The organism is Burkholderia lata, from assembly GCF_000012945.1.
Lineage (GTDB): Bacteria > Pseudomonadota > Gammaproteobacteria > Burkholderiales > Burkholderiaceae > Burkholderia > Burkholderia lata.
On the sequence record NC_007510.1, the window covers coordinates 3,636,224 to 3,659,973 of the forward strand.

Consider the following 23,750-nt stretch of genomic DNA (forward strand, 5'->3'; position numbering starts at 1 on the left):
AGCCGGGGCTCAGGGAATGTTCAGATATTTGTGGGTCTGCATCGACAGCCGCCACTGCGGATGACGCTTGCACCAGTCGATCGCGAGCTTCGTATTGAGGTCGCGCGACGGGCCGTCCATCGGCTGGACGAGGTAATACTCGAAGTCGAGCTTCGCGTAGTCGGCCAGCCGCTGGTTGTCCTGCGGGATCACGACCTTCAGCTCGTTGCCCTTCGTGACGACGAGCGGCGCGTCAGCCTTCGGGCTCACGCAGATCCAGTCGATCGATTCGAGCACCGGCAGCGAGCCGTTGGTCTCGATCGCGATTTCGAAGCCGGCCGCGTGCAGCGCGTCGACGAGCGGCTGGTCGAGCTGCAGCATCGGCTCGCCGCCCGTGCAGACGACGAAGCGGTGCGCCTCGCCCTCCGGCCACAGGCCGGCGATCGTCGCGACGAGCGCTTCGGCGTCCTTGAACTTGCCGCCGTTCTCGCCGTCGGTGCCGACGAAGTCGGTATCGCAGAAGCGGCACACGGCCTCCGCACGATCCTCTTCGCGGCCCGACCACAGGTTGCAGCCGGCGAACCGGCAGAACACGGCCGGCCGGCCCGCGTTCGCGCCCTCGCCCTGCAACGTGTAGAAAATTTCCTTGACCGCGTAAGTCATCGTGCTTCGTCCGGCTCGCGCCGCTCGTTGTCGATCAGAATCCGTTAATCACCAGGCGCCGCCGTTGCTGCTGCATCACAGCGGCGCTTCGGTCACCCGCTCGCCCTTCAGGTAGGCCTCGTAGCCGCGCTTGCGCAGCTTGCAGGCCGGGCATTCGCCGCAGCCGAAACCCCAGTCGTGCAGTTCCGCGCGCTCGCCCACGTAGCACGTGTGCGTCTCGACGCGGATCAGTTCGACGAGCGCTTCGCCGCCGAGCTGCTCGGCGAGCTGCCACGTCTGTGCCTTGTCGAGCCACATCAGCGGCGTCTCGAGCACGACGCGCGTATCCATCCCGAGGTTCAGCGCGACCTGCAGCGCCTTCATCGTGTCGTCGCGGCAATCGGGGTAGCCCGAGAAATCGGTCTCGCACATCCCGCCGACCAGCACCCGCAGCCCGCGGCGATAGGCGATCGCCGCGGCGATCGTCATGAACATCAGGTTGCGGCCCGGCACGAACGTGTTCGGCAGGCCGTTCGCCGCCGTCTCGATCTCGATCGTGCGCGTCATCGCGGTATCGCTGATCGCGCCGAGCACCGACAGGTCGATCATGTGATCGTCGCCGAGTCGGTCCGACCACGCGGGAAAGTCACGCTTCAGCGCTTCGCGCACGCCTTCGCGACATTCGAGCTCGACGCGATGGCGCTGGCCGTAATCGAAGCCGAGCGTCTCGACCGTCTGGTAGCGTTCGAGGGCCCATGCCACGCACGTGGCCGAGTCCTGCCCGCCGGAAAACAACACGAGCGCGCCGTCTTTAGCGTCTGTCCGAATCACCGTGATACTCCGTGAATGTGTAGGCTCGCGTCGCGCTGCGCCCCGGGGCCGGCTGCCGCCGGGCGGCCCGACGCGTGCCGGCCTGGGCCGGCTCGACCAGTATAGGCAGCGGAATCGGCCGCGAACGCGGCGGAGCGCTTATACCGCCCATCGCGCGGCATCGTTGCCGCGCGCCACGGCGGCGCCACGCTGGCAGCCTGCCGTGCGCATGAAGCGATGCGCTAAGTTATTGAGCGGACACGGATTTTATCATGCCCTCACGAACACTGCCGGGCACGCCGCCTCACGCCACACATCACGCAAACCCCACCACAAACGAAAAACCCCAAGAACCTTCCGATTCTTGGGGTTTTAATTCTGGTGGCCTGGGTCGGAATCGAACCAACGACACGCGGATTTTCAATCCGCTGCTCTACCAACTGAGCTACCGGGCCAACGAAGAAGAGAAAGTATAGCGACCCTTCTTCACTTGAGCAAGTGCTTTCGCAAAATATTTTATATGGCGCCTTCGGACGGCTTCTTGCCGAGCTCGACACCGAGCTGCTTGAGCTTGCGATACAGGTGCGTGCGCTCGAGGCCCGTCTTCTCCGCGACACGCGTCATGCTGCCGTTTTCGCGCGCGAGGTGATATTCGAAGTACGCACGCTCGAACGCATCGCGCGCTTCGCGCAACGGGATGTCGAACGGGATCGCAGCCGTCTGGCCCGCGAGGCCGAGTGCCGAAGCCATGTCGTCGCCGAGCGTCGGCAGCGCGGCCGCGGACGCAACCGCCGCGGGCCCTGCCGCCTGCCCTGCACCGGCCTTCGCCGCCGCGTTCGCGGACACCGGCGCCGCGCCGCGTGCGAGACCGTGCTCGACGGACTTCAGCAGCTTCTGCAGCGCGATGGGCTTCTCGAGGAAATCGAGCGCGCCGATCTTCGTCGCCTCGACGGCCGTATCGATCGTCGCGTGCCCGGACATCATGATCACGGGCATCGTCAGCAGCCCTTGCGCCGCCCACTCCTTGAGCAACGTCACGCCGTCGGTATCGGGCATCCAGATATCGAGCAGCACGAGATCGGGCGCCTGATTCAACCGGTATTCCCGCGCGGCCTGCGCGTTCTCCGCCGCCTCGACGACATGTCCTTCATCGCTGAGGATCTCCGAGAGCAATTCCCGGATGCCCATTTCATCATCTACCACCAGGATGGTTGCCATTTACGCTGCCTTTGTCTGCTCACTTGCTTTTGTCTTGGCGGGGGCCGCCCCGTCCTGCACGCCCGATTCGGCGCCTGGCGCATCGCTCGCCATCTGCAGGAACAGGATCGACACCTGCGCACCCTCGACGGTCTCGCCGTGCATGCGATTGCGCAGATCGATCCGCGCACCGTGCTCATCGACGATCTTCTTGACCGTGGCCAACCCCAGACCCGTGCCCTTCGCCTTCGTCGTCACATAAGGCTCGAACGCGCGGGTCAGGATGCGCGCCGGAAAACCGGGCCCGTTGTCGGACACGGTAAGACGTACCGCGACGCGCGTTTTGCCCTCGGCGTCGGGATCGCCATATTCTACTGTCTTGGTTTCGATCAACACACGCGGATGCGCCGACTCCGCGACCGAATCCTGCGCATTCTGCAGCAGGTTGTGAATCACCTGGCGCAGTTGCGTCGCGTCACCGCGTATCACCGGCAGCGACGGCGCGAGCTCGGCGACGATCGCGCTCTTGCCTTCGCCCACACCGTACAGCCCGAGCACCTCGCTCGCGAGTTCGTTCAACTGCAGGTTCGAGAGCACGGCCGGCGGCGTGCGCGCGTATTCGCGGAAGTCGTCGACCATCCGCTTCATCGCGGCCACCTGGTTGACGATCATCGTCGCGCCGCGCTTGAGCACATCGGCGTCGGGCGGTGCGAGCTTGTCGGACAGCTTCATCTGCAACCGCTCCGCCGACAGCTGAATCGGCGTCAGCGGATTCTTGATCTCGTGCGCGAGCCGGCGAGCGACCTCGCCCCATGCGACCGAACGCTGCGCGGAAATCACGTCGGAGATGTCGTCGAACACGACGACGTAACCGGACGTCTGCGGATCCTCGGCCTGCCCCTCGACCGTCGATACGAGGCGCGTGCCGCGCACGAGCAAAGTCAGCGGATCGGCTTCGCCCGGCACCTCGATCGCGAACTGCTGCTGCCAGTGGCCGCGATCGCCGCTGCCGCCGTCGGACGCCGCCTCGCGATCGGCGAACGCCTTGCGCACCATCGCGCCGAACCCGGCGGCCACGCCGATCCGGTCGAGCGTCGTGCCGATCAGCGCGTTGAACGGCTGCCGGAAGATCCGCTCGGCGCCGCGATTGGCGGTCGTCAGCCGGAACTGGCGGTCGAGCACGAACACGCCGGCGGTCAGGTTCGCGAGGATGCTTTCGAGATACGTCTTCGAATGCTCTAGCGCGACGCGATTCTTCTCGACCGCGAGCCGCGCCTCGGACAACTGGCGCGTCATCGCATTGAACGACTGCGTGAGGAAACCGAGCTCGTCGCGCGTCTTGATCTCGCGCTTCGGCGTGTAGTCGCCTTCCGCGACCTCCTTCGTGCCCTGCGCGAGCAGGAACAGCGGCCGCGCGAGCTGCTGGCCGAGCGCGAGCGCAAGCATCATCGCGATGAAGGTCGCGAGGAACAGCGCGAGCGTCAGCGTGCCGATGTACATCTTGCGCAGCCCGGTGCGGCCGAGCGACTTTTCCTGGTACTCGCGATACGCGCGCTGCACGGCGTCCGCGTTGTGGGCAAGCGTCGGTGGCACCGGCTGCGTGAGCTGCAGGAAGCGTTCGGCCGGCTGCAGCAGCGACGTCGACGCATCGGGAATCGGCCGCACGACGCGCAACCGCAGCGCACCCTTCGCGCCGTGTGTGCGCGGGTCACCGTCGACTTCACCCTCGATCGCCGCGTACGCACCGTGTTCACGCGCCTGGTTCAGCATCAGCGGCGTCGGCAGGTCGTCCGGAATCAGCGCCGCGAAATTGCCAGACGCCTGCGCGACGATGTGCAGGTCGGGCGCCGCCCCCGAGCCGCCACGGCTCGGCTCGACGATCGTCGCGTCCTGCACGCCGAACTGGTCGCGCAGCCGCAGCAGCGTGAGCGTCGTGCCGTTCGTGTTCGCATCGACGCTCGCGAGCTGGTCGGACATCAGCCGCGCCTTCGTCTGCAGATCGGACAGCGAAGCATCGAGCATCCCGCGGCCGAGGTTCAGGCCGGCCGTCAGCGCCGTCTCGACGTTCACGTCGAACCACGACTCGATGCTGCGCGACACGAACTGGTACGACACGATGTAGATGATCCCGCCCGGCACCACGCCGACGAGTGCGAAGAACACCGCGAGCTTCGCGAGCAGCCGCGTGCCGAACTTGCCCTTCCTCAGGCGCACGACGATCATCCCGATCAGCCCGAGCACCACGAGCAGGAACACGAGGGCGACGACGATGTTCGTCGCGTACAGCCACGAGTAGTAGCGGTCGAAGAATTCGGTATTCGCGCTCGCGGCCGCGAGCAGCACGAGCAGCAGCAGCGCGGTGAGCGCGACAGTCGAGACGATCACGCGAACGAGGAGGCTCTTCCCGCTGGCCGCGCGGCGCACTTTATTTAGCACGTTCGGTCACCGTGAAGTTGAAGCGCTTCCAGTCCGACCCGAGCGTCCAGTCGCGGTTGTTCACGGCATCGACCTGGAACGGCTTCGGCATCAGCGCCGTATCGAGCTGCATCCGCACCGATGCCGTGTAGGTTTCACCGGAGCGCACCTGGTTGCGGTCGATCACGTGCCACGACGTGATGTGCCTGACGACCGCGAGCGCATCCTTCAGCGAAGGAAAACCGAGCTGCAGGCCGCCCGTCGACACGCGATACTCGCGCGTGAGCGGCTGGAACGACAGGCGGATCGTCTGCGTCACCGCCACCGGCTGCTCGTCGAACCAGTACCAGCGCGCACGACTCAACTCGAAGTCGGTCGTGAAGTAAAGCGGAATGCCTTTGTTGACGGCATCCTCGAGGTTCGGGTTCAGTTCGAAATCGAAGCGGGCGTCGAGCGCCCAGCCGCTTCCGTCGGACTGGAGCGACGCACGCTGCACGGCGATCGACTCGGCATGCGCCGGCCGGACGAGGGCCAGGCACAGCGTCAACGCGACCATCAGGACGGCCGCGAGCCGAAGTGGAAAAAGGTGTTTGATCGTCACCGTTTCTGAAACTGCGCGTAGAAAAATCCGTCGTGATCGGTGTTCTGGTCGAGTGCGCCGGCGGCCGCCCCTCCCTGCACTCCGCCCGGCAGCAGCTGGCCGGGGGCGTCCAATCGTACCGCATCTTCACAGGCCGCTTCAAACCAGCGGGCCTGCAATTCACCTTCTTCGGGGAACACCGAACAGGTCACGTAAAGCAGTTCGCCGCCCGGCTTCACGAGCGGCCACAACGCCGACAGGATGCGGCGCTGTTCCGCGACGAGCGCCGGGATGTCGGCCTCGCGGCGCAGCCAGCGAATGTCGGGATGCCGACGCACGATGCCGGACGCCGAGCACGGCACATCGGCGAGGATGCGGTCGAACGGGCGCCCGTCGTACCACGCGCCGGGTGCGCCCGCATCGCCGACACGCACGTCCGCTTCGAGCGACAGCCGCACGAGGTTCTCGCCGATCCGCGCCGCGCGTGTCGCATCGCTCTCCAGCGCGACGACTTCCGCATCGGCCAGTTCGAGAATGTGGCCGGTCTTGCCGCCGGGCGCCGCGCATGCGTCGAGCACGCGCATGCCGTCGCGCGCACCGAGCCATTCGGCTGCGAGCTGCGCGCCGGCGTCCTGCACCGACACGACGCCGTCGGCAAACCCCGGAATGCGATCGACCGGCAGCGCCGACGCGAGCCGCACTGCATGCCGGCCGATCGCGGTCGCTTCGATCCCGTTCGCGCGCAGCGTATCGAGATACGCGTCGACGCTCGCGCGGCGCGCGTTCACGCGCAGCGTCAGCGGCCCCTGCCGCTCGCCGGCCGCGAGGATCGCCTGCCATGCGTCGGGCCATGCGCGCTTCACCGAATCGACCCACCACGCCCGGTAGTTCCAGCGTGCGACGACATCGTCCTGCAGCGCCGCGACGAGTGCGTCGCGCTCGCGCAGGAAACGGCGCAGCACCGCGTTGACCATCCCCTTCGCGAACGCGCATTCGCGGCGTGCGCCGATCACGGTCACGGCCTGGTCGACCACCGTGAACGCCGGATAGGCGGCCTCGTCCGCCGGGTCGAGCAGCAGCGCGAACGCACCGGCGAGCACCGCGTGCACGTGCGCGGGCGGCGCCTTGCTGATGAACCGGCCGATCAGCCAGTCCGCGCTGCCGAGGCGACGCATCGTCCGGTATGCGACGTCCTGTGTTGCCCCACGCGCGAGTGCCTGCGCACCGGATGGCATCTGCGCGAATACCGCCGAGAGTGCCGCCGGCAGCGCGGTGCCGCGCCGTACCGCATCGACCGCCTGCGCGGCCGCATCGAGGGCGAAGCCGAGCGAATCGGGCGCGAGATGCAGCGCGGACAGGCGCGCCGGGCGGCTGGAAGAAGACGGAGCGGTAGAACGGGTTCGTGTCATCGGAGCAGATTCGGCAAACAAGCGCGGCAAGCGGGCACAGCAAATAAATGCGGCAAACGGCGGGATCGCGGTGCCTGCGGGCCCTGCGATCCCAAACCGGGCATTGTAGCGTGCGACGCTGCAGGCCCTTTGTCCCCTTTACGGCGCGCACAAATGAAACACCCCGCAGCGCAAAGCGTGCGGGGTGGCATGGCGGCTCCCGCGCGGCAACTGCCGCACGGTGTGCCGTAGCTTTGGCTTAGTCGAAGCGACCGGTACGCGCCATCTCCATCAGGCGCGCGATCCGTTCCTCGGTGGCCGGGTGCGTCGAGAACAGATTCTGCAGGCCGCCGCCGTGCAGCGGATTCATGATCATCATCTGCGCGGTGGCCGGATGCTGCTCGGCTGCCTGGAACGGGATGCCCGCCGCATAGCGATGGATCTTGTCGAGCGCAGTCGCAAGCGACTGCGGATCGCCGGAGATCTGCGCGCCACCGCGATCGGCCTCGAACTCGCGAGCCCGCGAAATCGCCATCTGGATCAGCGCGCCGGCGATCGGCGCGAGCAGCGCGACCGCGATACCCGCGATCGGGTTGGCCGGCCGGCCATTCTCGTCGCGCCCGCCGAAGAACATCGCGAAGTTCGCGATTGCCGAGATCGCGCCTGCCATCGTCGCGGTGATCGTCGAGATCAGGATGTCGCGGTGCTTCACGTGTGCGAGCTCGTGCGCCATCACGCCGCGCATCTCGCGCTCCGACAGCACGCGCAGGATGCCCGTCGTCGCGGCGACTGCCGCGTGCTCCGGGTTGCGGCCGGTCGCAAATGCGTTCGGCGCATCCTCGTTGATCAGGTAGACGCGCGGCATCGGCAAGTTCGCGCGCGTAGCCAGCTCGCGCACCATCCGGTAGAACTGCGGCGCCGTGTTCTCGTCGACTTCCTGCGCGTTGTACATGCGCAGCACCATCTTGTCCGAGAACCAGTAAGAGAAGAAATTCATGCCGAGCGCGAACAGCAGCGCGATCGTCATGCCCCGCGAGCCGCCGATCATCCCGCCGATCACGATGAACAGGGCCGTGATCGCGGCCATCAGCATCGCCGTTTTGACCCAATTGAACATACCCACTCCTTATCCGTCAGGGGGCCCGCCGCGCATCAAAGGGCGCGGCGGAAAATTGTAAGCGATTTGTTAGATAAGGTCTTGCCGGAAAAATTCAATCTCAGCGTTGCGATGTTGCAAGACGAAGGCCGAGGCCGACGAACGCGCTGCCGACCGTGCGGTCGAGCCACTTCTTGACGCCCGGCTTGCCGGAGAAGCGCTCCGTGACACTGCCCGCGACCCACGCGACGAGACTGGTCCACACCGTGCTCATCGCGACAAACACGCCGCCGAGGGTCAGGAACGCCAATGCCTTGTGCGGGCTGTCGGCCGACACGAACTGCGGGAAGAACGACACGAAGAACAGCACGACCTTCGGGTTCAGCACGTTGGTCCAGAAGCCCTGCATGAACAGCTGGCGCAGCGGCTTCGCGGCTTGGGTGGCCGCCTTGCCCGACGGCTCGGCCGCCTGCTTCGCGAAGATCATCCGCACGCCGAGGTAGATCAGGTAGGCGGCGCCGACCAGCTTGATCACCGTGAATGCGGCAGCCGACGCCGCAAGCAGCGCGGTCAGGCCGAATGCGCAGGCGAGCGCGTGAACGCAGCAGCCGGCCGAAATGCCGAACGCCGACATCAGCCCCGCGCCGCGGCCCTGCGCGACGCTGCGGCCAACGATATAGGCCGTATCGGGGCCGGGCGTGACGTTCAGCAGGAAGACTGCCAGCACGAAGAAGCCGAAATGGGTGATGCCGAACATGAGAACCTCGAAACCGGAGAGCGCAGGGAAATTCTACGCGCGCCTGCCGCACCGCGCGACTCGGCCGTCCGGCCGATTGCGCACGCCCGGCAGGCCGTGTCGAATGGCGGTCAGGCCGCGTCAGGCAACGTCAGTCAGCGCGAAGCGCTGGCCTGCGGCGAGCGGCGAGCCGGCCAGGAATTCGCGCGCGGGCAGCCGCTTGCCGCCCGGCTTCTGCAACTGCGTGACGCGCAACGCACCGCTGCCGCACGCAACGACCACGCCTTCCGGCGCGGCTTCGACGATCGTGCCGGGCGCTGCTTCGCCGCGCGCCGCCACCGGCTCGGCTGCCCACAGCTTGATCGCCGCGCCGTCGAGCGTCGCGACGCCGCCCGGGAACGGATCGAACGCACGCACCTGGCGCGCGAGCACGTCGGCCGGCTTGCGCCAGTCGAGCGCCGCTTCGTGCTTGCCGATCTTTTCCGCATAGGTCACGCCGTCGGCCGGTTGCGGCGTCGCCGGCAGCACGCCGTCGCGCTCGAGCTGCACGAGCGCGTCGACGATCAGTCGCGCACCTTCGGCGGCGAGCCGGTCGTGCAGCGTTGCGGTCGTCTCGTCGGGCGCGATCGCGATGCGCGCTTCCTCGATCATCGCGCCGGTGTCGAGGCCGATGTCCATCTGCATCAGCGTGACGCCCGTTTCGGCGTCGCCGGCCTCGATCGCGCGGTGGATCGGCGCGGCGCCGCGCCAGCGCGGCAGCAGCGACGCGTGAATGTTGATGCAGCCGTCACGCGGAATGTCGAGCACTTCCTGCGGCAGTAGCAAGCCGTATGCGGCGACCACCATCACGTCATGCGGGGTCGAGCGCAGCAGCTCAATCGCGTCGGCCGCCTCCGCCGGGTACTTGCCCGCGCGGCGCAGCGACGGCGGTTGCGCAACGGGCATCCCGTGCTCGACGGCGTAGCGCTTCACCGCGCTGGCCTGCAATTTCATCCCGCGCCCGGCAGGGCGATCGGGCTGGGTGAGCACGAGCGGCACCGGAAAACCGGCCTCGTGGATCGCGGCGAGGGCAGCCGCGGCGAATTCCGGCGTGCCGGCAAAAACTACGCGCAACGTATGGGTCATGACAGCGTTCGGGATCGGGCTGGGCGAACGCGCGTTACATCGCGCGTTCGAGTTTCTTCATCTTCGTCTTGATGCGCGTCTGCTTGAGCGGCGACAGGTATTCGACGAACACGCGCCCCATCAGGTGATCCATCTCATGCTGGACGCACACGGCCAGCAGGCCTTCGCAGTCGAGCTCGAAAGTCTCGCCCTGCTCGTTGAGCGCGCGCACGCGCACGTGATCGGGACGCTCGACTTCATCGTAGATGCCGGGCACCGACAGGCAGCCCTCTTCATAGATCTGCTTCTCGTCGCTCGACCACACGATCTCGGGGTTGATGAACGCGCGCAGCTCGTTCTTCTCCTCGGAGACGTCGATCACGATCACGCGCTCGTGCACGTCGACCTGCGTGGCCGCCAGGCCGATGCCCGGCGCCGCATACATGGTCTCGGCCATGTCGGCGACGAGCTTGCGGATCCGGTCGTCGACCTTGTCGACGGGCTTCGCGACCTTGTGCAGCCGCTTGTCGGGGTAATGAAGAATATTGAGTAAAGCCATGGCGTTCGGTATTCGGTGGAGCGGCGTGCCGCATCGGCCATCCGGCCAGCTGGCGCTGCCGCCGGGATGCAATGAAGATGAGGCGGACGCGCGGCGAATCAATGCCGCGGATCATGCCTCCTGCAATTGGCCGGGCGCCTGCGCGCGCGGCCCTGTCGAGTATTTCGGATGATGAAAATTTTATCATGGCGCCACGCGGTCCGCTGGCCACCGCATTCGAGGGGCGCCTCATGTCGCCGCAAGCGCTGACCACCTCCGCCGTGCGCGCGTGGCTGCAGCTCGCGCACGCACCCGGCCTCACACCCGCCGTACTGCAGGCACTGCTCGATGCGTTCGGCTCGCCGGACGCGCTGCTGCGTGCGCCCGACCAGGCCATCGCCGCCGTTACCGGCCCTGCCGCCGCCCAGGCCGTGCGCGCAAGCGAGCGCGACGATCTCGACACCCGCACCGGCGCCGTGCTCGCGTGGCTCGACACGCCGGGCAATACGCTCGTCACGTTCAACGATCCGGCCTACCCGCCGCGGCTGCGCGACCTGCACGATCCGCCGCCACTGCTATATGTAAAGGGCCGGCTCGACCTGCTGCACGCGCGCAGTCTCGCCGTGGTCGGCAGCCGTCACGCAACGCCGCAGGGGCTCGCCGACGCAACACGCTTCGCACGCGAACTGTCCGACGCCGGGCTTCCGATCGTGTCCGGGCTCGCGCTCGGGATCGACGGCGCCGCGCATCGTGGCGGGCTCGACGGCCGGTCGGGCACGGTCGCGGTGATCGCGACCGGCGCCGATCTCGTCTATCCGGCGCGACACCGCGCACTCGCCCACGAGATCGCCGCACACGGCGCGATCGTGTCGGAGTGGCCGCTCGGCACACCGGCCCGCGCCGCGCACTTCCCGCAGCGCAACCGGCTGATCGCCGCGCTCGCGATCGGTGCACTCGTCGTCGAGGCCGCGCCGCGCTCCGGCTCGCTCATCACCGCGCGACTCGCGAACGAACTGGGGCGCGACGTGTTCGCGATGCCGGGCTCGATCCATGCGCCGCTCGCGCAGGGCTGCCACGCACTGATCCGCGACGGCGCGAAGCTGACGTCGGCACCGCTCGACGTGCTCGAGGAATACGGGCTGGGCGAATCGAAAGCCGGCGTGGCAAGCGGTGCGGCGTGTTCCGGGCATCCGTGCACGGACACCGGCGACCTCCACGAAGCCGAAGCCGCCACTCAGCGCGCCGCTACCGGGGTTATCCAGACTGGCGACGCCGCTCCGGCCACCGCGCCTGCCCGAGACGAAGCACCGTCGCCGGCGCCACCGCTGCCCGGCACTCCATCCGAACAGGCCGTGCTGGCCGCATTGGGATACGGCCCCGTCACCTACGAATGGCTCGCCGAGCACAGCGGCCTGTCCGACGACGTGCTGCACCGCGCGCTGCTTGCGCTGGAACTGGCCGGCCGCGTCGCCAGCCTCCCCGGCGGACGCTTCGCGCGGCTTGACGCAGCGCGCACCCCGCCCGTGCACGGCGTGCTACATTCCCCCGCATAGGGGCGGCCAGGCCGCCAACGATACCCAAGGAAACCCATGCCCGCGCTGAATCTCGACACCGATGCAGATCGGATCGCCGAGCGCCTCGCCGATCCCGGCACGCTGCTCGTCGCGTGCCTGTGCGCCGAGTGGTGCGGCACCTGCCGCGACTACCGGACGGCCTTCGACCAGCTCGCCGATGCGCATCCGGACGCCTGCTTCGCCTGGATCGACATCGAAACGCATGCCGACCAGCTCGACGATCTCGACGTCGAGAACTTCCCGACGATCCTGATCGAAGATACCCACACCGCACGCTTCTTCGGCACGGTGCTGCCGCATGCGGCGATCGTCGAGCGGATGCTGTCCGACCTGAGCGCGGTACCCGGTGCACCGCACGCACCGAAATTGCGCAACGTCCTGGCCGTCGAAGCCTGAATTCGCAAGCCGGCCCGGTGGTTTTGCACGCATTTGCGCGCCCCGCCGCGCCGGGCGCTTGCCGCCGTTGCAGCCCCCCTCTATGATGGGCCGCTTTTTACACGCTGAGCCGCCATCGCTGCGGCGTGTGCTATAAAGCGGTCGTAAAAGGGACCCACAACCGGCGAACCCGGTCTACCAACACACACCTGTCATGTCCAAAGCACTGATCATTGCGGAAAAGCCTTCTGTCGCGAACGACATCGCACGCGCTTTGGGCGGCTTTACCAAGCATGACGAGTATTACGAAAGCGACGAGTTCGTCCTTTCGTCCGCTGTCGGCCACCTGCTGGAAATCGCCGCCCCGGAAGAGTACGAGGTCAAGCGCGGGAAATGGAGCTTCGCGCATCTGCCCGTCATCCCCCCGCATTTCGACCTGAACCCGATCGCAAAAAGCGAGTCGCGCCTCAAGGTGCTCACGAAGCTGTTGAAGCGCAAGGACGTCGACCGCCTGATCAACGCATGTGACGCGGGGCGCGAGGGCGAGCTGATTTTCCGCCTGATCGCGCAGCACGCGAAGGCGAAGCAGCCGGTCCAGCGCCTGTGGCTGCAGTCGATGACCCCGCAGGCGATCCGCGACGGCTTCGCGAACCTGCGCAGCGACGCGGACATGCTGCCGCTCGCCGACGCCGCACGCTGCCGCTCGGAAGCCGACTGGCTCGTCGGGATCAACGGCACCCGCGCGATGACCGCGTTCAACAGCAAGGGTGGCGGCTTCTTCCTGACGACAGTTGGCCGGGTTCAGACGCCAACGTTGTCGATCGTCGTCGAACGCGAAGAGAAAATCCGCCGCTTCATCCCGCGCGACTACTGGGAAGTGAAGGCCGAATTCGCGTGCGCGGGCGGCTTCTACGAAGGCAAGTGGTACGACCCGAAATTCAAGCGCGACGAATTCGATCCGGAAAAGCGCGACTCCCGCCTGTGGAGCCTGCCGGCTGCCGAAACGATCGTCGCCGCGTGTCGCGACCAGGTCGGCACGGTCTCCGAGGAATCGAAGCCGTCGACGCAGCTGTCGCCGCTGCTGTTCGACCTGACGAGCCTGCAGCGTGAAGCGAATAGCCGCTTCGGCTTCTCCGCGAAGAACACGCTCGGCCTCGCGCAGGCGCTGTATGAAAAGCACAAGGTGCTGACCTACCCGCGTACCGACGCGCGCGCACTGCCGGAAGACTACCTGTCGACGGTCCAGTCCACGCTCGAGATGCTCAAGGAGAGCAACAACTACCTGCCGCATGCGAAGCAGGTGCTCGACAAGGGCTGGGTGAAGCCGAACAAGCGGATCTTCGACAACTCGAAGATCAGCGACCACTTTGCAATCATCCCGACGCTGCAGGCGCCGAAGTCGCTGTCCGAGCCGGAGCAGAAGCTGTACGACATGGTCGTGAAGCGCTTCCTCGCCGTGTTCTTCCCGGCCGCCGAATTCCGCGTCACGACGCGAATCACCGAAGTCGCCGGCCATCACTTCAAGACCGAAGGCAAGGTGCTCGTCGAGCCGGGCTGGCTGCAGGTGTACGGCCGCGACGCCGAAGGCGCGGATGCGAACCTGGTGCCGGTGCAGAAGGACGAGAAGGTGAAGACGGACGAAATCGCCGCCGTCGCGCTCGTCACGAAGCCGCCCGCACGCTACTCGGAAGCGACGCTGCTGTCCGCGATGGAAGGCGCGGGCAAGCTCGTCGAGGACGACGAACTGCGCGAGGCGATGGCCGCAAAGGGCCTCGGTACGCCGGCCACGCGCGCGGCGATCATCGAAGGCCTGCTCGGCGAGAAATACCTCGTGCGCGAAGGCCGCGAGCTGATCCCGACCGCGAAGGCATTCCAGCTGATGACGCTGCTGCGCGGGCTCGGCGTGAAGGAACTCACCGCGCCCGAGCTCACCGGCGAATGGGAATACAAGCTGTCGCAGATGGAGCGCGGCAACCTAGGGCGCGAAGCGTTCATGCAGGAAATTGCCCGCATGACGCAGCAGATCGTCAAGCGCGCGAAGGAATACGATTCCGACACGATCCCCGGCGATTACGCGACGCTCGAGACGCCGTGCCCGAACTGCGGCGGCCAGGTGAAGGAAAACTACCGCCGTTTCGCGTGCACGAAGTGCGAGTTCTCGATCTCGAAGATTCCGGGCAGCCGGCAGTTCGAGATCGCGGAAGTCGAGGAGCTGCTGCGCGAGAAGACGATCGGCCCGCTGTCCGGCTTCCGCAGCAAGATGGGCCGCCCGTTCTCGGCGATCCTCAAGCTGTCCTTCGACGACGAGACGAAGAACTACAAGCTCGAGTTCGATTTCGGCCAGGATTCCGGTGGTGAAGAAGGCGAGGCGCCCGACTTCTCCGCGCAGGAGCCGGTCGGCGCATGCCCGAAGTGCAAGGGCCGCGTGTTCGAGCACGGGATGAGCTACGTGTGCGAGCACTCGGTGGCCAACCCGAAGACCTGCGACTTCCGCTCAGGCAAGGTGATTCTGCAGCAGGAAATCACGCGCGAGCAGATGGGCAAGCTGCTTGCCGACGGCCGCACGGATCTGCTGCCGAACTTCAAGTCGTCACGCACGGGCCGCAACTTCAAGGCCTTCCTCGTGAAGCAGCCCGACGGCAAGATCGGCTTCGAGTTCGAGAAGAAGGAGCCGAAGGCCGCTGCCGCGAAGAAGACGGCAAAATCGGCGACGAAGGATGCCGAAACCGTGACGGAAGGCGCCGAAGAGAAACCGGCACCGGCTCGCAAGACCGCCGCCCGCAAGACGACGGCGCGCAAGACGGGCTCGTAACGGCCTGACGGCCGGGGTTCTCCCGGCCACGCCGGATTCCGGCAGGCAGCGATAAAAAAACGCGGATCGATTGCTCGATCCGCGTTTTTCTTTGTGCCGGCGGCAACCGCCGCCCGGCCGTCGCGCCGTTACAGTGGCGACGGCACCGCGACGCGCGGGCGCGGCGAACGCGGCAGGCGCGGCGACAGGTTCGGGTCGGCCGATTCCGGCTGCTCCGCACGCGTCTCGACACCGATCGGCGGAAGCGCCGAATTCTGCGCGGCCCACTGCTCGCCCATCGTCGCATCGGTCGAGTGACTGAAATGCTCGACGAGGTGGTCGATGAACGTGCGCACCTTCGCAGGCAAATGGCGCCGGCTCGGGTAAGCGATGTTGATCTCGACCTGCGGCAGCCGGAAATCCGGCAGCAGCCGCACGAGCGCGCCGCGCGCGATGTCGCTGCCGATCAGGTAGCTCGGCAGGATCGCGACCCCCATCCCGAGCAGCGCGAACTGGCGCAGCATCGCGGTGTTGTTCGCGACGATCACGTTGGTCGGGCGCACGCGCACTTCACCGTCCGGCCCCGTGAACACGCGCTCGTCGCCCCAGTATTCGGTCGGCAGGCTCAGGCTCGGGTGCTCGGCGAGATGCTCCGGATGGGTCGGCACACCGTGCTTCTCCAGGTAGCTCGGCGTCGCGCACACGGTCATGCAGCCGGTGGTCAGGCGCCGCGTGACGATGCTCGCGCTACGCATCTGGCGCGTGACGACGATGCCGACGTCGAAGCCTTCCTCGACGAGATCGACCTGCCGGTCGACCAGCGTGAGATCGGGCACCACTTTCGGGAAATTCTCCGTGTACGACTGCAACACGGGCGCGAGGTTATGCAGGCCGAACACGACCGGCGCAACGATGCGCAACGTTCCGACCGGCTCGTGATTGCGCGCAACGACCATCTGCTCGACGTCCTCGAGCTCATCGAGGATCTGGCGAGCACGCTCCAGATAGACCTGGCCTGACTCCGTCAGGGAAAGGCTGCGCGTGGTGCGGTTCAGCAAACGCGTGCCGAGCCGGCCTTCCAGATCGGCGACGTGACGCGTCGCGACCGCGTTGGAGATATCCATTGCACTCGCGGCCCGCGCAAAACTGCCGAGATCTGCAACCTTGACGAACACGCGCATCGACTGCAAATGATCCATAAACGACTCCTGCCGCTGTTACAACTTCAAAAAGATGAAGCAAATGCGTAATTCTCCTACGACAGCGGAAATGATGCAGAGTTGCTCAACAAGGCCCTTGTAGACGATAAAAATAGTCAAAAATCCTCGCCTTCTGCGGATAGTTGATCCAATTATTCTGATTGGAGCAACAATTTGGTGAACCTCGTCGAGTAAGCGGCCGAATCAGGAAGGACGTATTTGATGCGACACAACAGCGCACCCTTCCGCCCGTCGCGCGAGCGGCTCCGGGTCAGGCTCCCGCCGATTGCGGCGGAGCGTAACAACCTGTTAAAAAGACACCATGGCAGCGGCCGACGTAGCATCATGTCGGCCCCGGCCGGGCGGGACGGGTGCGCGACGTGCGCCGCCGCCGCCGCCGCTTTCAACGCGCGACACCCGCTCACCATGAAAATTGCCATCCTCGACGACTACCAGGACGCCGTCCGCAAGCTGAACTGCTTCGAGATGCTTGCCGACCACGACGTGAAGGTCTTCAACAATACGGTGCGCGGATTGGGACAACTCGCCAGCCGTCTGGCGGAAGTCGAGGCGCTCGTGCTGATTCGCGAACGGACCCCGATTTCGTCGCAACTGCTCGCCAAGCTGCCGAACCTGCGCATGATCAGCCAGACCGGTCGCATTTCGAGCCACATCGATCTCGAAGCCTGTACCGACCGCGGCATCGCTGTGCTCGAAGGCACGGGCTCGCCGATTGCCCCCGCCGAACTGACCTGGGCACTCGTGATGGCCGCCCAGCGCCGCATTCCGCAGTACGTCGCGAACCTGAAGCAGGGTGCGTGGCAACAGTCGGGCCTGAAGACGTCGGCGATGCCGCCGAACTTCGGCCTCGGCCAGGTGCTGCGCGGCCAGACGCTCGGCATCTGGGGCTACGGCAAGATCGGCCGGCTTGTCGCCGGCTACGGCAAGGCATTCGGGATGAACGTGCTGATCTGGGGCCGCGAGCATTCGCTCGAGGCCGCGCGGGCTGACGGCTATACGGCCGCCGAAAGCCGCGAAGCGCTGTTCGAGCAGAGCGACGTGCTGTCGCTGCACCTGCGCATGCATGACGACACGCGCGGGATCGTGAAGCAGGAAGACCTGATGCGGATGAAGCCGACGTCGCTGCTCGTCAACACGAGCCGCGCCGAACTGCTCGAGGAAAATGCCCTGGTCAACGCGCTGTCGCACAACCGTCCGGGGATGGTGGCGATCGACGTGTTCGAGAGCGAGCCGATCCTGCAGGGCTACAGCCTGCTGCGGATGGAAAACGTGATCTGCACGCCGCACATCGGCTACGTCGAGCGCGAAAGCTACGAGCTCTACTTCAGCGCGGCATTCCGGAACATCCTGGCGTTCGACCAGGGCGACATGTCGAGCGTCGTCAATCCGGAAGCCCTGACGCCGCGCCGCGTGCGCTGAGCGCCGCGGGCCGCGCCCGCCGCGCGGCCCCGCTTCCTGCTTCCCGTCTTCAGGCGGCCACGCGGCCGCCCGTCATCGCGCCGACGCGCGTGAGGAAATGCTCGCCGTCGCGCCGCCCGAGGTCGTACGCATGCCGCATCTGCGACGGGCTCGTGTAATCCCAACTCGAAATCGGCACCTTGCTCGACGGCTGGACATACAGCCGCCGCTGCTCGCCGTGCGCGACCGTGAACATCTGCGGACGCGGGTACAGCCGCGTGACGAGCACCAGCACGTCGCCCGGCGTCGGGTCGAGCGCGTCGACCGGCACGTTGTCGACCATCCCACCGTCGAGCACGGGCCGGCCGCCGCAGCGCAGCACCGGCGTGAATGGCGGCGTACAGGATGACTGCAGGATCAGGTCGGCGAGTTCGTCGACGCGCGTGCAGGCCTGCGCGCGCACGAATTCCGGCCGAAAGCCGAGCGTGCGCCCGAGCGTCGGGTGCAGCGTCTTGCGCACGTATTTCTCGATGTTGTACGCGACAAGGCCGGCGGCCACTGCGCTGCGCGCGCCGAGCCAGCGCGGCACGTGCGACACGCCAATGCGGATCTCCGGCGCCGCGGCAAGCTTCGCGAACGGCTCGCCGTAGATGTCGAGCAGCGCCTGGCGGTAAATCCGGTAATGCGGAAACACGGGCTCGCGCCCGAACAGGTTGCCCCAGTACGCGTTCTTCCGGTTGTGGCGCAGCGCCTCTTCGTAATAGCGCATCACCCAGGCGGCGTCGCGTGTATACAGCATGCACGCGGTCGCCGCGCCGGCCGAGATGCCGGTGATCACGCGCGGGCGCAGGCCGAGCGCCGGCTGGGCGACGTCCCAGAAGCCGGCCTGCCACCAGCAGCGATTGCCGCCGCCCGCAAAGACGATCTGGTCGAACATCGCGCCGCTCAGCTGACGAGCGCGTAGGTCGACGTCGCGTGAACGGCCATCTTGCCGTCTTCGTCGAACAACTCGACTTCGCCGAATACGAGATTGCGGCCCATCCGCAGCACGCGCGCGGTGACGAGCACGTCGCCCTTGCGCACGGGACGCATGAAGTTCGTGTTCAGCGATACGGTCGTCATCGGCCGGAACTCGCCGAGCGCGGCCGAGATCGCAACCACCATCGCGGTGTCTGCGGCCGCCGTGAACACCTGGCCGCAGATGATGCCGCCCGAATGGCGGAATTCGCCGGAAAACGGCAGGCGCAGCGTGACGCTGTCGTCGCCGATCGACACGGGGACCAGACCGAGCGAGCGGACCCAGGGGGCCAGCAGGCGATCCAGCAATTCGCGGACTGCGTTTTCGTCCATCATCGAAAGCCCAGAAAGCGTTGCGCGACCGCCGCGCAACACGTGTGGCGTCATCATACCGGGACCGAGGAATCTCCGATCGCTCGTTATCGGACCGACAGCCGCCGTTGTCGTGACGAAATATTTTCAGGAGATTTGCAGAAAGGGCTTGCAAGACCTCAAATACCCATGCATAATCTTTCTTCTGTTGGGGGCGTTAGCTCAGTTGGTAGAGCAGCGGACTCTTAATCCGTAGGTCGAGTGTTCGAGTCACTCACGCCCCACCAGGAATTCCGAAGCCCGGTTAGCGAAAGCTAACCGGGCTTTTTCCTTTTCCGCCGCTGCAATCGCGGCGCGCGTCCTGTCGCAGTACGCCACCGCACGCCTGCTGCGCATCGTTTCCGCTAGAATCGTCCGACAAATATCACACGACCGGCGCAGGCACTGCCGTTTGCCCGCCGGCACTGAGAGAACATGGGACGTCAGACATGGAAGCATGTACCCGAGACGCGACCATTCAGAGAGCCTGGTTGCGCCGATATCGGCGAGTCCGACGAGACGCGCCACTCCCACGATCACGCCGGCATCCGCAGTGCGACGCACGAACCGGATCCGGTCATGCCGGGTAAGGACGCGCTCGTCGCCATGGCGCTCGGCGTCGTGCTGCTCGTGCTGGCCGGCATGCTCGCCGTCACGGCCGGCCAGGCGACCGGCCAACTGGTCAGCGCGCCGGGCACGGTCGTGCGCATCGTGCAGGACAGCGACGCGATGCGCGCGTACCGGCCAATCGTCGCGTACCTCGCGAACGACGGCCAGCGCCGCGAAGTCGCCGGCAATACCGCATCGACCGTCCCCGCCTACGATATCGGCGAGAACGTCGAGGTATGGCTCGACCCCAACCACCCCGAACGCCCCGCACTGATCGACGATTTCACGCAACGCTGGTTTCCGGCGGCCGTCGCGGCGCTACTCGCCATTGCGTCGCTCGCGATCGGGGGCCTGCTGATCGCTGGCGGGCGCCGTCGCCGGTCATCCGAGCCACCGCCGGCCCAACCGGCCCGCAAGCCCACATCGAGCCGCTGGAACGTCGCGATCGTGCTGATTCCAATCTCGATCGGCACGGGCTTCATCGCCGGCGCCGGTGCAGCCGGCCTGCGTCAGTGGCAGATCGCCCACCACTACGCACGTTCGACCGGCCATGTCGTCGAGATCGCGAAAAACGCGCGCTCGACCCGCTCGCGCACGTCGCTGTATTCGGCGATCGTCGCGTTCACGACCGACAGCGGCCGCCAGATCACGTTCGCCCAGGGCTCGGCGTCGTCGCATCCGGGCCTGCGCGAAGGCGAAGCGGTCAGCGTGCTGTACGACCCTGTCACCCCCGAGCGCGCGGTCGTCGACCGCTTCTGGGATCGCTGGGGCCTCGCGGCCATCCTGTTCGCGATCGGCGCACCGTTCCTCGTGGCCGGGCTGTTCATCGCCGCGACGCTGTGGCCGGAACACCCGGCACACGAAGCCGCTCCATGACGTTCGCGCGCCGGCCGCGCTCCGCGTGGCGCGACAACCGGCACGGCGCGCGCATCACCGCTCCCTGAACGCTTCCACCTTCGCGCGGTTCCCGCACGTGCGCATGTCGCACCAGCGGCGCCCGACGCCGCGGCCGCGATCGACGAAGAACCACGTGCACCGGCCACACTGCCGCACGCGTGCGAAGTCGTCGCTGCGCAGCAGTTGCTCGAAACCGAGTGCGGCCGCATCGACCCAGCGCGACGCGGCGCGCGCGTCGGGTCGCCACGCGAACCGGCCGTCGACCGCATCGAATGCGCTACGCGCGATCGCCTCGCGGATCGCGACAGCGAGCCGGTCCGCCGCGCGTGCGCCGGCGGTGCTACCGCCTCCGGTCGTCAGGTGCGCGACTGCGATGTACGCGTCCTCGCGAAAGCGATGCAGCGCCGCCAGCGCGTCCGCGTCGTCCTGCCATGCATGACGCAGAAGCCGCGCCAGATCGGCTGGCGCCAGCAGCCCCGATCGTTCCGCCCACCCATGCACGGCCGGCCAGTCGACGAGCTTGTCCGCGTCGCGCGTCTTGCCCGTGTCGGCCACCGTATTGAGGAAGTCGAGCGCCGGATGGCCGCCGACGAAATCGGCTGCACCCCATGCGTGCGCGGGTCGCACGGGCTCGTGTCGAGTAACCATTTATTTCTACCTATCGGTTTCACACCCGGACAATCCGGAGTAACCTGTTAACAACCAAAACAGGTTAGCACGGAGATGCCGATGCTCGAACTCGCCAATCGCTTCATTTTCGAAGGCCACCGGATTGCCTGGGGAACGCTCGGCGAAGGCCCGCCGCTCGTGCTCGTGCACGGCACGCCGTTTTCGTCGCAGGTGTGGCGGCGGATCGCACCGTGGCTCGCGCGGCGTCATCGCGTGTTCTTCTACGACCTGCTCGGCTACGGTCAGTCCGACATGCCTGACGCGGACGTGTCGCTCAGCCGCCAGAACCGGCTGTTCGGCGCGATGCTCGACGCGTGGAACATTTCGCGTCCGCGCGTGCTCGCGCACGACTACGGCGGCGCAACCGTGCTGCGCGCGCACTTCCTCGACGGCGTCGACTATGCGGATCTCACCCTCGTGAATCCGGTCGCGATTACGCCGCAGGGTTCGCCGTTCGTGCGCCACGTCGCGCAGCACGAAGCCGCCTTCACCGGATTGCCTGCGTATGCGCATCACGCGCTCGTGTCGGCCTATCTCGACAATGCGGTCGCCCGGCCGCTGAGCGACGAGGCGCTGTCGATCTACCGTGCGCCGTGGCTCACGCCCGACGGTCAGGCCGCGTTCTATCGCCAGATCGCGCAGATGCGCCAGCGCTACATCGAGGAAGTCGAGGCGCGTTACGCGCCGCCGGACTTTCCGGTGCGCATCGTGTGGGGCGAGGACGACGCGTGGATTCCGCTCGAACAGGGCCAGGCGCTGGCCGATCGCATCGCCAACGGCCAGCTGATCAGGGTGCCGCGCGCGGGCCACCTGGTGCAGGAAGATGCGCCGGAGGCGATCGTCGCGGCGGTGCTCGACGGGTCAGGGCACGGCTGACGCCCGCTGTACCGCGCGTCGCTTTTTGCGTGCCGCGCCCCGCGTCAGAACACCGGCACGCCCTGCGCGAGCGTCGAAATGAACTTCGCGGTGCGCGGATCGCGCGGGTCGCCGAACAGGTCGCGCGATGCACCGGCCTCGACCACGCGGCCTTCCGCGAGAAACACCGAGTCATGCGCGATCGACGCGGCCAGGCGCAAGTCGTGCGTCGCCATCAGCATCGTCGTGCCTTCGCGTGCGAGCTGGCGCAGCACCTCGACCACTTCGACGGACAGCTCCGGATCGAGCGCCGACGTCGGCTCGTCGCATAACAGCACCTGCGGCGACGGTGCGAGCGCACGCGCAATCGCGACACGTTGCTGCTGGCCGCCCGACAGCGTACCGGGCCATGCGTTGGCCTTGTCCGCGATGCCGACCTTCTCGAGCAGCGCGAGCGCGCGTTCGCGGGCCCGTTCGCGCGGCCAGCGCTGTACCGTGACGAGCCCTTCCATCACGTTCTGCACGACGCTCAGGTGCGGAAACAGCTGAAAGTTCTGGAACACCATGCCGGTCTGTCGGCGCACCGCAAACACGGCGTCGCGCACCGGCCGGTGCGCCGGCGAGAAGTCGATGCGTGCGTCACCCACCATCAGCACGCCAGCCTCAGGCACTTCGAGCAGGTTCACGCAACGCAGCAGCGTGCTCTTGCCGCTGCCGGACGGCCCGATCAGCGCCGTCACGCTGCCGGGCTGCAGCGCGAGGTCGATCCCGTGCAACACGCGATGCGCGCCGAACGATTTGTCGATGCGTTCGAGCCGGATCATCGCAACTCCGCCTGGAACAGCGCATGGCGGCCGAAGCGGATTTCGAGGCGACGCTGCAGCGTGGACAGCACCGAGCTGAGCAGCAGATAGATCAGCGCGGCTTCCGTATAGAGAATCATCGGCTCGTAGGTCACGGCTGCGATCCGCTGCGCGGCCTGGAAGATCTCCGGCACGGTCAGCACGGCCGCGAGCGACGTGTCCTTCACGAGCGAAATGAACGAATTCGACAGTGCGGGCAGCGCGACGCGCGCGGCCTGCGGCAGGATCGCGCGGCGCAGCGCCTGCGGGCGCGTCATCGCCATCGAGTACGCGGCCTCCCACTGCCCCTTCGGAATCGATTCGATCACGCCGCGGATCACCTCGGCGTTGTACGCGCCGACGTTCAGCGAGAAGCCGATCACCGCGGCCGTCAGCGGATCGAGCACGATGCCGACGCTCGGCAGGCCGTAGAAGATCACGAACAGTTGCACGAGCAGCGGCGAACCGCGAAACAGCCAGATGTAGAAACGCACGGCGGCCTGCGCCCAACGCGGCCCGAACAGCCTCGTGAGCGCTGCGCCGAATGCGAGCAGCAGGCCGATCGCGAACGACGCGAGCGTGAGCGGCACCGTGAACACGAGCCCCGCAACCAGCAGGGGCCGCAGCGATTCCGCCATCAGGTGAAGCCAGGCCGGCATCGTTCAGC

The 23,750-nt window shown here is 66.8% G+C and carries 22 protein-coding genes and 2 tRNA genes; 7 read left to right on the forward strand and 17 right to left on the reverse strand.

Going from position 1 to position 23,750, the window contains the following annotated elements; genetic code table 11:
* Positions 1-9: 9 nt before the first annotated feature.
* The 11 genes from queE to def form a co-directional block, all read right to left on the reverse strand.
* The gene (gene queE, locus BCEP18194_RS22495) at positions 10-642 is read right to left on the reverse strand and encodes a 7-carboxy-7-deazaguanine synthase (RefSeq protein ID WP_011353564.1); all 633 of its coding nucleotides are present in this window, start codon (positions 640-642) and stop codon (positions 10-12) included.
* A gap of 75 nt (positions 643-717) precedes the next feature.
* Positions 718-1,452, reverse strand: a complete 735-nt coding sequence (queC, locus tag BCEP18194_RS22500; protein ID WP_011353565.1) for a 7-cyano-7-deazaguanine synthase QueC — start codon at positions 1,450-1,452, stop codon at positions 718-720.
* 358 nt (positions 1,453-1,810) lie between these two features.
* A tRNA-Phe gene (locus BCEP18194_RS22505) sits at positions 1,811-1,886 on the reverse strand.
* 61 nt (positions 1,887-1,947) lie between these two features.
* Complete coding sequence (gene esaR, locus BCEP18194_RS22510) at positions 1,948-2,649, reverse strand: response regulator transcription factor EsaR (RefSeq protein WP_011353566.1); 702 nt, start codon at positions 2,647-2,649, stop codon at positions 1,948-1,950.
* Positions 2,650-5,064: a sensor histidine kinase EsaS gene (esaS, locus tag BCEP18194_RS22515; RefSeq protein ID WP_011353567.1), complete on the reverse strand. Its 2,415-nt coding sequence runs from the start codon at positions 5,062-5,064 to the stop codon at positions 2,650-2,652.
* On the reverse strand, positions 5,054-5,644 hold the full coding sequence (locus BCEP18194_RS22520; protein WP_011353568.1) for a DUF4390 domain-containing protein: 591 nt from the start codon (positions 5,642-5,644) through the stop codon (positions 5,054-5,056). Before BCEP18194_RS22520 ends, esaS begins: the two co-directional genes overlap by 11 nt.
* Positions 5,641-7,032, reverse strand: coding sequence for a 16S rRNA (cytosine(967)-C(5))-methyltransferase RsmB (gene rsmB, locus BCEP18194_RS22525; protein ID WP_011353569.1), 1,392 nt, complete (start codon positions 7,030-7,032; stop codon positions 5,641-5,643). Before rsmB ends, BCEP18194_RS22520 begins: the two co-directional genes overlap by 4 nt.
* A gap of 238 nt (positions 7,033-7,270) precedes the next feature.
* Positions 7,271-8,128, reverse strand: a complete 858-nt coding sequence (gene htpX, locus BCEP18194_RS22530; protein WP_011353570.1) for a zinc metalloprotease HtpX — start codon at positions 8,126-8,128, stop codon at positions 7,271-7,273.
* Positions 8,129-8,228: 100 nt separating this feature from the next.
* Entirely contained in the window at positions 8,229-8,864 is a 636-nt protein-coding gene (locus tag BCEP18194_RS22535; protein WP_011353571.1) for a LysE family translocator, read from the reverse strand.
* A 120-nt stretch (positions 8,865-8,984) separates the two neighbouring features.
* Complete coding sequence (gene fmt / locus BCEP18194_RS22540; RefSeq protein WP_011353572.1) at positions 8,985-9,968, reverse strand: methionyl-tRNA formyltransferase; 984 nt, start codon at positions 9,966-9,968, stop codon at positions 8,985-8,987.
* Positions 9,969-10,002: 34 nt separating this feature from the next.
* The gene (gene def, locus BCEP18194_RS22545; RefSeq protein WP_011353573.1) at positions 10,003-10,506 is read right to left on the reverse strand and encodes a peptide deformylase; all 504 of its coding nucleotides are present in this window, start codon (positions 10,504-10,506) and stop codon (positions 10,003-10,005) included.
* 185 nt (positions 10,507-10,691) lie between these two features.
* Here def and dprA point away from each other — a divergent pair, with 185 nt between their 5' ends.
* The 3 genes from dprA to BCEP18194_RS22560 all read left to right on the forward strand — a co-directional run bounded on the left by dprA (position 10,692) and on the right by BCEP18194_RS22560 (position 15,246).
* Positions 10,692-12,038, forward strand: coding sequence for a DNA-processing protein DprA (dprA, locus tag BCEP18194_RS22550; RefSeq protein WP_011353574.1), 1,347 nt, complete (start codon positions 10,692-10,694; stop codon positions 12,036-12,038).
* Between the two features lie 36 nt (positions 12,039-12,074).
* Positions 12,075-12,455 carry a thioredoxin family protein gene (locus BCEP18194_RS22555; RefSeq protein ID WP_011353575.1) on the forward strand — a complete coding sequence of 127 codons (381 nt, stop codon included), beginning with the start codon at positions 12,075-12,077 and terminating at the stop codon, positions 12,453-12,455.
* Between the two features lie 193 nt (positions 12,456-12,648).
* A complete protein-coding gene (locus BCEP18194_RS22560) occupies positions 12,649-15,246 on the forward strand; it encodes a DNA topoisomerase III (RefSeq protein WP_011353576.1) in 2,598 nt (865 codons plus the stop codon).
* Between the two features lie 128 nt (positions 15,247-15,374).
* Here BCEP18194_RS22560 and BCEP18194_RS22565 read toward each other — a convergent pair whose 3' ends face one another.
* Positions 15,375-16,424, reverse strand: a complete 1,050-nt coding sequence (locus BCEP18194_RS22565; RefSeq protein WP_011353577.1) for a LysR family transcriptional regulator — start codon at positions 16,422-16,424, stop codon at positions 15,375-15,377.
* A 426-nt stretch (positions 16,425-16,850) separates the two neighbouring features.
* Between BCEP18194_RS22565 and BCEP18194_RS22575 the strand changes: the two genes are divergently transcribed.
* Positions 16,851-17,864 (forward strand): D-2-hydroxyacid dehydrogenase family protein, encoded by a 1,014-nt coding sequence (locus BCEP18194_RS22575; RefSeq protein WP_011353578.1) that lies wholly within the window; start codon positions 16,851-16,853, stop codon positions 17,862-17,864.
* 49 nt (positions 17,865-17,913) lie between these two features.
* Here BCEP18194_RS22575 and BCEP18194_RS22580 read toward each other — a convergent pair whose 3' ends face one another.
* Together BCEP18194_RS22580 and BCEP18194_RS22585 are read right to left on the reverse strand one after the other, a co-directional pair.
* Complete coding sequence (locus BCEP18194_RS22580) at positions 17,914-18,780, reverse strand: patatin-like phospholipase family protein (RefSeq protein ID WP_011353579.1); 867 nt, start codon at positions 18,778-18,780, stop codon at positions 17,914-17,916.
* An 8-nt stretch (positions 18,781-18,788) separates the two neighbouring features.
* A complete protein-coding gene (locus BCEP18194_RS22585) occupies positions 18,789-19,193 on the reverse strand; it encodes a PaaI family thioesterase (RefSeq protein ID WP_006477449.1) in 405 nt (134 codons plus the stop codon).
* 190 nt (positions 19,194-19,383) lie between these two features.
* Between BCEP18194_RS22585 and BCEP18194_RS22590 the strand changes: the two genes are divergently transcribed.
* Both BCEP18194_RS22590 and BCEP18194_RS22595 read left to right on the forward strand, forming a co-directional pair.
* Positions 19,384-19,459, forward strand: a tRNA-Lys gene (locus BCEP18194_RS22590).
* 331 nt (positions 19,460-19,790) lie between these two features.
* Positions 19,791-20,696: a DUF3592 domain-containing protein gene (locus tag BCEP18194_RS22595; RefSeq protein ID WP_011353581.1), complete on the forward strand. Its 906-nt coding sequence runs from the start codon at positions 19,791-19,793 to the stop codon at positions 20,694-20,696.
* A 54-nt stretch (positions 20,697-20,750) separates the two neighbouring features.
* Here the strand turns inward: BCEP18194_RS22595 and BCEP18194_RS22600 are convergent, their stop codons facing one another.
* A complete protein-coding gene (locus BCEP18194_RS22600) occupies positions 20,751-21,365 on the reverse strand; it encodes a CGNR zinc finger domain-containing protein (protein WP_011353582.1) in 615 nt (204 codons plus the stop codon).
* Positions 21,366-21,446: 81 nt separating this feature from the next.
* On the opposite strand from BCEP18194_RS22600, the gene BCEP18194_RS22605 reads away from it, so the two are divergent.
* Positions 21,447-22,262, forward strand: a complete 816-nt coding sequence (locus BCEP18194_RS22605) for an alpha/beta fold hydrolase (RefSeq protein WP_011353583.1) — start codon at positions 21,447-21,449, stop codon at positions 22,260-22,262.
* 44 nt (positions 22,263-22,306) lie between these two features.
* Here BCEP18194_RS22605 and BCEP18194_RS22610 read toward each other — a convergent pair whose 3' ends face one another.
* Positions 22,307-23,065 (reverse strand): amino acid ABC transporter ATP-binding protein, encoded by a 759-nt coding sequence (locus BCEP18194_RS22610; protein ID WP_011353584.1) that lies wholly within the window; start codon positions 23,063-23,065, stop codon positions 22,307-22,309.
* Complete coding sequence (locus BCEP18194_RS22615; RefSeq protein WP_011353585.1) at positions 23,062-23,742, reverse strand: amino acid ABC transporter permease; 681 nt, start codon at positions 23,740-23,742, stop codon at positions 23,062-23,064. The genes BCEP18194_RS22610 and BCEP18194_RS22615 overlap by 4 nt, the downstream gene beginning before the upstream one ends.
* Positions 23,743-23,750 lie beyond the last annotated feature (8 nt).